Genomic DNA, 8,313 nt, shown 5'->3' on the forward strand with positions numbered 1-8,313 from the left:
TCCGCAAAAACAGGGCGCAGAGCCTCAATGACGCAGGCAAGCATTGGCTCGCCCAGCAGCGTTTGCAGCACCTTGGGCCTGTCCGAGTGCATGCGGGTTCCCTTGCCCGCTGCAAGAATCAAAGCCGCGTTCTTCGGCATGGATATCTCCTTCATTCGCCACATGTGGCGGGAATCTGTGCAGGCAGACCAATAGCCTCTTGCGGGCCAAACAGCAAGACCGCAGAGCTAGTCTGCGTTGTACGGCGCTGTTCGGATTTTTACCCCGTGCTCACCTGCGGGGGCAGACCGATCACGCAAAACCTGGCATAGGTGCTCTGCAGGCGCGCATTCAGCGCATCTGACGAAAGATCGGCCATACGGGGAAACATACGGTTGAGCACCATCACTGCCTTTGCGGCTGCGGGCGTCAGCTGCAGGCCAGACCATTTGGCCAGGCGCAAACACCGCCCCCCGTAATAATCCTGAATATAGCGCAGATTGCCCGTATCATTGCGCGGCACACTGTGACTGAACAGCGGCGCAGCCGCGAGCACTGCCTTGGTAAAAAAATCCTGCATGACCAGTGAGCGCTCAGGATCAAGCTCGCAGAGATACCCGGCAGAAACAAGGCAGCCGGCGGCATGGGCCAGCCAACCTGCGCACTTGGCCTGCAAGGGAAACTCCGGCAGCTCGGCCAGCATGCGGTCAACCTTTTCGTGCATAAGTGAGTCATGGTGATACATGCGGGATCGGTTTTCCGTCATACCGCCGCCGTGCTTGCGGTAAAGCACCAGCCCATTTGCATTTATACCCACTTTGGCCCCCAGGCCGTAGCCGCGCAACCAGTAATCCTGATCTTCGCAGGATTTTAGGTTTTGATCAAAGAACCCGACACGCCGGGCAAATGATGCTCTTATCAAATAGCTGTGCACAGGGGCAAGGTTGGCATAGCAGGCGTGTACATCCCAGTGGCTGTTCACCAGCGACCAGAGGGTCAGCAGTCTGTCATTTGCCTCTTCTTCCAAATTCATGCAGCGGCAAATACTGATATCCAGACATGGTTGAGCTTCAAAAACTCGCAGATGGCTGGCCAGCACTCCTTCCGCAAAAAGATCATCGGCATCCAGGAATGCTATGAACTCGCCGCGCGCCGCGCGCAAACCGGTATTCCGAGCTTCTGATAATCCCATATTTTTCTGATGGATATAATGGACCCTGGTTTTTAGATCGGCGACAACTTCGGCGGTATTATCCGTTGAGCCATCATCAACCACAATCACCTCGACTTCCATCTCCATACAGTGCTGCTGCGCGATGCTGGCAATGGAATACGGAAGAAATTTTGCGTGATTATAGCTAGGGATAATTACGGAAATAAGTGGAGGGGAGGCCATATTCACTCCTATTCCGAACTGAAAAATACAGATCGGGCAGAGGACAAGCCTCTGCCCGCCCATACACTGCGGTTATATCGACAGCCCCGCGCGGGGCGCATCAAAAAAAGACTTGCCTCAGCTCTTCCAAATAAAGGTAAACACCTGCTCCACATCGGGGTGCAGGGTGTGGTGCACAGGGCAGCTTTGGGTGCAGCGCTCGATTACCGCCTTTTCCTTGGCGGAATATTCACGGTCGGGCATTTTGAAGGTCACTTCGATCTTGCCGATGCGGCGCGGGTCGGCGCTCATGGTTTTGTTGATCTCCATCTCTGTGCCGGTCACGTCCACGCCATGCGTCTTTGCATAAATGCCGATAATGGTCATGGCGCAGGCCCCAAGGGCTGTGGCGCACAGGTCGGTGGGCGAAAAAGCCGCACCCAGGCCCTGATTGTCCGAGGGGGCGTCCGTGATGATTTTTGTGCCGCTCTGGTTGTGGACGCACTCCACGCGCAGATCCCCAAGATATTTTGCGCTGACGGTAGCCATGGCAACTCCTGCGGTTTTGCCGGTCAAACGGCAGTTACGGGTGATTAACCAAAAACATTATGCTCGCGCAGCGTGTTGCAGGCAATAGCCAGCAGGGTCAGCCCGCCCAGCAGCTCTGCCCATCCGTTGACCGCGCAGAGGTTGGCCAGCGCCTTGCCCAGATACACGCCCACAGCGGTAATGACCGCGCAGACCAGACCGATCATCAGGGCCGGACTCCAGACAGAAGTTCCCAGAATGGCAAAAGAAAGGCCCACGGCCAGGGCGTCAATGCTTGTGGCAACGCTCAGCACCAGCAGGTTACGCCCCGCAGTGGGATCCACCGAAGGACGCGGACAGGAGGAACTCGCCCGTAGGGCCGAAAGCCCCGAAAGCGCCATCTTGCCGCCTATCCAGCCCAGCAGGGCAAAGGCGATCCAGTGATCCCACGCTTCCATATAAGAACGCACGGTAATACCCAGATACCACCCCACCACCGGCATGGCGAACTGAAAAAAACCGAATGCCGCAGAAAGACGGAAGTAATGACGCGCCTGCGGCGCGCGCAGGGCGCAGCCCGAAGCCAGGGCAACGGCAAACGCGTCCATGGAAAGGGCAACGGCCAGGAGCAGAACAGCAAAAAACGACATAAAAACCCCATGCTGCGGTGCGCAATGACCGCCCAAATTGATTGCAGAGTGGCGTGAACTATAGGGCAAGGGCCGCTCAGGAGCAAGAGAGGTCTTTCGCTTGCGGCTGACACGGCCTCGGGATACAAGGCTGGGTATGCAAACTATTCCTTCTTGGCTTTTCTGCTGGCAATGGATTGCCGCTGTTCTGACCCTGGGCGCAAGCGCCGCTTCGGCCATGCCCGTTATTATTGCTCTCACCCTGGCCACGGGCAGACGAGGCCAGGCCAGGTTCAGCGCCTATGGCGCGCGCACCCTCGCCCGCTGCGCTGCGGGGCTGGCTGTTCTTGGCCCGCTGCTGGCCGCAGGCAGTGTTCTTGCCCTGCTGGCAAGCGTGCGCAGCACGGAACATATGTTTGAAGGCGTGTCGTTATGGATGCCCGCCATGCTGCCCTACACAACGGCGGTTGCCGCATGGCTGGCTGGCATAATCTGCCTGCTGCTGTATCTTGCGGCTGACCGCGCGGCCCCCGTGCCGCAAGCTGCGCAGGATTACTGGCAGCCGGGGCAGATCGGCCTGCGTGTTGGCCTTGCACTGCTGGCGGCCCTCTGCTTTTTTGCCGCGCAGGTTTTGCCCAACTGGCCCTTTTCCGGCCTGCCGCAAGGGCTGAGCATGGGGGATGTGGCCATGGCCGTGCTTCCCAAAACCCTGCACGACTACTTTACCGCATTGGCCCCAGCGGGCAGTGTTGCGCTGATCCTTCTTTCCCTGGTGGCCCGCCACAGCGGAGCCCGATTCACGCTGGCGGACGAGCAGCGCGCTGCCCGCTGGTGCGCCCTGTGGGCCATGGTGGGCTTTATCCCCCGCTGCATTGACCGCTGGGGGCTTGTGATCGGCTTTTCCCTGCGTCAGGGCCCCTTGCCGCAAGGTCTGGCGGAGCAGGCCGTGGGCCTTGTGCCCATGACCCTCGCCATTGCCTGCTGGGTGGGCCTGTTTGTTTTGCGCGCCCCCCGCAAATTTTACTGGCTCAACGTTCTTGGGCTTCTGCTGCTTGTGCTGGGCGCAAGTTTTCCGTTCCTTTTGGCGCTCGGGCGCTGATGCTTGCCCCGCCCACGGGCAGCGCGTATACCCAACTGCACATACGGATTCGATTTTTCCGCAACCCGGAGGTTCCTCATGCGGACTTTGTTTTTTTTGTCCCTTCTCATGCTCTGCCTGACGGTGACAGCCCAGGCTGAACCGCGCTCGTTTACGCTTTTCAGTGCCGACCTGCCCCAGGGCTGGGACGGCGAGGAAAAAATGGGCTTCAAATCGGGCAATCCCGATGAATGCATGCTGATTCTGGGCCTTTCCAACGAAAAGAAAGACGACTACGCCGCGCTCATCAGCATTTTTGTTCTGCCCAATACGCAGAATGACGACAGCGCCTCCATTGCCAACAAGCTGGCCCCCCTTCAGGCCAACGCTTCCCAGCCCCGCCCGCAGGGGCCGTTCTGGACGTTTAACGGCGAACTGCGCAGTCAGGCCTTTCCCGCCCCCGGCGTGACCAAGGTCAACGCCACGGCAGACAAGGTCATTATTGTCATTGTTCAGGATCCTGACCAGCGTGGAGCCGAAGCTGTTTTTGCCAGCCTCAAGGGCCTCACCCCCGAAACGCGCAAGCTGCTCGGCCAGTAAACAGACTCTGCACATAGTTGACGCGGCTTTTGCTCAACAGGCCGTAATGTAAAACACCGGCTGTCCTTCGCAGGGCAGCCGGTGTTTTACATTTATTCCGCTTCAGGCGGGCTTATTCGTGCCAGCCCAGAAACATCTTGTAGGCATCGTTGTTGGATTCTTCCACATGGGGATAGCCCATGGCTTCAACGCGTTTGAGAAAATCCTCAAAAGCTTCCTTTTTTTCATCGGGCGCTTCAAATCCCACAAGCACGCGGCCAAAATCCGCGCCGTGATAGCGGTACTGGAACAGCGAAATGCTGAAATCCACGCGCATGGCGTCCATAAAGTCCAGCAACGCGCCGGGGCGTTCGGGGAAGGTGAAGCGCAGCAAACGCTCGTGCAGAATCTGTGGTGCGTTGCCGCCCACCAGATGCCGCACATGCACCTTGGCCAGTTCGTTATCCGTGAGGTCAATGGCCTCAAAGCCCTTGCCGCGCAGTTCTTTCAGCACCTGGGCCACATCATCGCGCCCGTTGATCTTGATGCCCACCAGCACCCTGGCCTTAACCGGGTCTGAATACCGGGTGCAGAGTTCCGTGATGTTGCGGCTGCCAAAAGAGGCGCACAACTGCCGGAAGCTGCCCACGGTTTCGGGGATGGTCACTGCCAGCAACGCTTCACGTTGCGCACCTATTTCCGCACGGTCAACCACGTGGCTCAGGCGGTCAAAATTCATGTTCGCGCCGCTCACAATGGCTACCAGGGTGGCATCATGCAGATCACCCGCCTTGGCATAGGCCCGCAGACCAGCCAGAGCGAGCGCGCCCGCAGGCTCGGCCACAACGCGGGTGTCTTCAAAAATATCCTTGATGGCACCGCAGATGGCGTCCGTTTCAACGGTGATGATGTCGTCAAGCAGGTCGCGGCACAGAACAAAGGTTTCTTCACCCACCAGCTTGACGGCCACGCCGTCGGCAAACAGGCCCACATCGTGCAGTTCCACCCGCTGCCCGGCCATGACGGAACGCCGCATGGCGTCGGAATCCACAGGCTCCACGCCGATGACGCGGATCTCAGGCCGCAGGTTCTTGATATAGGCGGCAACGCCCGCCGCCATGCCGCCCCCCCCAATGGGGACAAACACGGCATGAATATCGCCGGGGTGCTGGCGCAGAATTTCCATGGCAATGGTGCCCTGCCCTGCGATGACATCCGGGTCGTCAAAGGGGGGGATGTACACGCAGCCGGTTTCCTGAATGAGATCAAGCGTATGCTGCCAGGCATCGCTGAAAGATTCACCGGAAAGCACCACCTGACCACCCAGCCGCTTCACAGCCTCGACCTTGATGGCGGGCGTGGTCACGGGCATGACGATGGTAGCTTCGCACCCCAGCTTGCGCGCGCCAAGGGCAACGCCCTGAGCGTGATTGCCAGCCGAGGCGGTAATAATGCCCCTGCGCAGTTCTTCCTTGGTAAGGTGCGCCATCTTGTTATAAGCGCCTCTAATCTTGAAGGAAAAAACAGGCTGGAGGTCTTCGCGCTTGAGCAAAATATTATTGCCGGTACGGCGCGAAAGACTGACCGCCTCGTCCAGGGGGGTTTCTACCGCCACGTCGTACACGCGGCTCAAAAGGATACGGTTCAGGTATTCGCTGTGCTTGTCCATGAAAATGTCCTTGCGGGGCTTCGCGCATGGCCGCCCTTGCGGTCGAAAAACGCATTTTTGTAAGGCCAATCTTTATATACCCGCAAGAAATGCTTCTCAAGTGCTTACTTTTTAAAATTCGCGCTGCTTCTACGGGCTTACATTCTGTTTTTGACGCGTTTTTCCCCCGCCACGGGGCACATCGGCCCAAGCTTGCCCCACTGTTGCATATCTGTACAGCTACAGGCCATTGCGCTATGCTTGCCGAATGACCGAACTGACTTCCGAATTTTCCCAGTCTGAAACGCATGGCCTGACCGAATACACGCCGCACATTTCAGTGCGCGCAGCAGGCCGCCTGTGGCAGCTCACCCGGGCCGCCGACCTTGAGCAGCTTTGGGACGCCATGACGGCCTCGCCCGATGATTTTGACGATGAGCGCCTGCCCTACTGGACGGAACTCTGGCCTTCAAGCGTTGCCCTGGCGGGCTGGCTTGCGCAGCAACGGCAATGCATTGCCGGGCAGGCCTGCCTGGATATAGGCTGCGGTCTGGGCCTCACCGCCATGGTGGGCCAATGGCTTGGCGCAAAGATGACTGCCATGGACTATGAGGAAGCCGCCCTGCACTTTGCGGCCCGCAATGCCGATATCAACGAAGTGCCGCAACCGCTGTGGACAGTCATGGACTGGCGGCGGCCCGCCGTGCGGGCGCAGAGCATGCACCGCATCTGGGGCGGCGATATCATGTATGAAAAGCGTTTTGTGGCGCCGGTGCTGCGCTTTCTTGACCATGCCCTTGCCCCTGGTGGCGCGGCATGGGTGGCGGAGCCGGGCCGCACAGTGTACGATGCTTTTCTGCACGCGCTGCAAAACGGCGGCTGGCAAGGCAGACGGGTGTATCACGAAACAGTGGATCCCCTTTACGCCCAGCCCGTGCCCGTTACCGTACACGTTTGGGAAATCAGCCGCCGGGCCTGAGTTCGGGGCGTTCTTCAACCACAGCAATCAGCCCTCACGGGCCATACGGGAAATACCATGGGAAACCTGGCGCGCTTCGGCGTTTCTTTGGATGAAGATCTGCTGGAACCTTTTGACCAGCTGTGCAAACGCAAAAGCTATCCCAACCGTTCAGAAGCCATACGCGACCTTATCCGCAAGGCTCTGGTGGAAGAACGCTGGAGCAACGACGCTTCCGGCGCGGGTACGCTCACCCTGGTGTATGACCACCACAAAAACGATCTGGCCCGTCGGCTCATGACTATCCAGCACGATGACCACGATCTTATTGTCACCACGCTCCACGTGCATCTGGATCACTACAACTGCCTTGAGGTGCTGGTGCTCAAGGGCGAACCCAAGCGTTTGCGCGCCCTTGCCGACAAACTGATCTCCTGCCGCGGCGTCAAGCACGGCACTTTTACCGCTACTACTACAGGACAGGATCTGGCATAATGGAAGACGTACAGAGCCACGCCCCGCAGGTTGCCCTGAATATTGACCGCGTGGGCGTTCGCGAGCTGAAGCTGCCCCTGCTGGTGCGCGACCGCTGCCAGGGAACGCAACAGACCGTGGCTACCGTAGACCTTGGGGTGGACTTGCCTTCATCCTTTAAGGGTACCCACATGAGCCGCTTTGTTGAGGCTCTGGAGCAATGGAACGACGAGATCAGCTATCAGTCCGTGCGGCGGCTGCTGGTCAATATCAAGGAACGGCTTGGCGCGCGGCGGGCCTATGCCCGGTTCTGCTTTCCCTATTTTATTGTCAAAAAGGCCCCTGCCTCGGGCAGCCCGGCCACGGTAGCTTACGAATGCCGCCTCACCGGCGAGCTGGACGACAAGGGGCAGTCGTTTGTTCTTGAAACAGATGTTCCGGTCATGACTGTCTGCCCCTGCTCCAAGGCCATCAGTCGAGAGGGCGCGCACAGCCAGCGGGCCATGGTGCGCATGCGTTTGCGCATGCGGGCTTTTTCATGGCTTGAAGATTTCATTGATATTGCCGAAGAATCCGGCTCGTCCGCCGTCTACACCCTGCTCAAGCGCGAGGATGAAAAATTCGTCACAGAGAGCGCCTTTGCCCGCCCCACCTTTGTGGAGGATGTGGTGCGCAACGTGGCGCAAAAGCTCACGGCCCACGGGCAGGTGGAGTGGTTCAGCGTTGAGGTGGAGAGCATGGAATCCATCCACAACCACAATGCCTTTGCCCGCATTGAACGCGATCTCTCAGTTCGCTGACATGCCGCTCTGGCTGTGATGACACAGACGCCTAGCAGCAGTATTTTCTGAGTATGCGATACTACTCTGAAAATCTGCCCCGACCCTTGATTGCAAAAAACCGCCAACACCCGCCAACCGGGCCAAAAAAAAGTTTTTGTATTCGGGTAATACTTGTGCTAGTTAAGCCGTAAGGTGTGAATGATGAGTAGCAGTAGCCTACAGATCGGCGCATCAGCCTTGAATGCCTTTTCGTGGGGCACGGCTGTTACAGCGCATAATGTAG

At 58.5% G+C, this 8,313-nt stretch carries 10 protein-coding genes; 5 read left to right on the forward strand and 5 right to left on the reverse strand.

Going from position 1 to position 8,313, the window contains the following annotated elements; translation table 11 throughout:
- The 4 genes from VEZ52_RS00405 to VEZ52_RS00420 form a co-directional block, all read right to left on the reverse strand.
- A partial coding sequence (locus VEZ52_RS00405; RefSeq protein ID WP_414649494.1) for an NTP transferase domain-containing protein occupies window positions 1–140 on the reverse strand: 140 nt, incomplete at its 3' end.
- Between the two features lie 119 nt (window positions 141–259).
- A complete protein-coding gene (locus tag VEZ52_RS00410) occupies window positions 260–1,438 on the reverse strand; it encodes a glycosyltransferase family A protein (RefSeq protein ID WP_324835049.1) in 1,179 nt (392 codons plus the stop codon).
- 54 nt (window positions 1,439–1,492) lie between these two features.
- On the reverse strand, window positions 1,493–1,903 hold the full coding sequence (locus VEZ52_RS00415; RefSeq protein WP_324835050.1) for an OsmC family protein: 411 nt from the start codon (window positions 1,901–1,903) through the stop codon (window positions 1,493–1,495).
- 44 nt (window positions 1,904–1,947) lie between these two features.
- Complete coding sequence (locus VEZ52_RS00420) at window positions 1,948–2,532, reverse strand: manganese efflux pump MntP family protein (protein ID WP_324835051.1); 585 nt, start codon at window positions 2,530–2,532, stop codon at window positions 1,948–1,950.
- A gap of 136 nt (window positions 2,533–2,668) precedes the next feature.
- Between VEZ52_RS00420 and VEZ52_RS00425 the strand changes: the two genes are divergently transcribed.
- Together VEZ52_RS00425 and VEZ52_RS00430 are read left to right on the forward strand one after the other, a co-directional pair.
- Window positions 2,669–3,610, forward strand: coding sequence for a spidroin-2 (locus tag VEZ52_RS00425; protein WP_324835052.1), 942 nt, complete (start codon window positions 2,669–2,671; stop codon window positions 3,608–3,610).
- A 78-nt stretch (window positions 3,611–3,688) separates the two neighbouring features.
- Window positions 3,689–4,189 carry a protoporphyrinogen oxidase gene (locus VEZ52_RS00430; RefSeq protein WP_324835053.1) on the forward strand — a complete coding sequence of 167 codons (501 nt, stop codon included), beginning with the start codon at window positions 3,689–3,691 and terminating at the stop codon, window positions 4,187–4,189.
- A gap of 112 nt (window positions 4,190–4,301) precedes the next feature.
- Here VEZ52_RS00430 and ilvA read toward each other — a convergent pair whose 3' ends face one another.
- Window positions 4,302–5,837 (reverse strand): threonine ammonia-lyase, biosynthetic, encoded by a 1,536-nt coding sequence (ilvA, locus tag VEZ52_RS00435; RefSeq protein ID WP_227119262.1) that lies wholly within the window; start codon window positions 5,835–5,837, stop codon window positions 4,302–4,304.
- Between the two features lie 247 nt (window positions 5,838–6,084).
- Here ilvA and VEZ52_RS00440 point away from each other — a divergent pair, with 247 nt between their 5' ends.
- The 3 genes from VEZ52_RS00440 to folE2 are packed head-to-tail and all read left to right on the forward strand — an operon-like array spanning window position 6,085 to window position 8,048.
- Window positions 6,085–6,795: a class I SAM-dependent methyltransferase gene (locus VEZ52_RS00440; protein WP_324835054.1), complete on the forward strand. Its 711-nt coding sequence runs from the start codon at window positions 6,085–6,087 to the stop codon at window positions 6,793–6,795.
- 57 nt (window positions 6,796–6,852) lie between these two features.
- Complete coding sequence (gene nikR, locus VEZ52_RS00445) at window positions 6,853–7,269, forward strand: nickel-responsive transcriptional regulator NikR (protein ID WP_022657495.1); 417 nt, start codon at window positions 6,853–6,855, stop codon at window positions 7,267–7,269.
- Window positions 7,269–8,048, forward strand: coding sequence for a GTP cyclohydrolase FolE2 (folE2, locus tag VEZ52_RS00450; protein ID WP_022657494.1), 780 nt, complete (start codon window positions 7,269–7,271; stop codon window positions 8,046–8,048). The genes nikR and folE2 overlap by 1 nt, the downstream gene beginning before the upstream one ends.
- Window positions 8,049–8,313 lie beyond the last annotated feature (265 nt).

It is taken from the genome of Desulfovibrio sp. (assembly GCF_035644575.1).
GTDB lineage: Bacteria > Desulfobacterota > Desulfovibrionia > Desulfovibrionales > Desulfovibrionaceae > Desulfovibrio.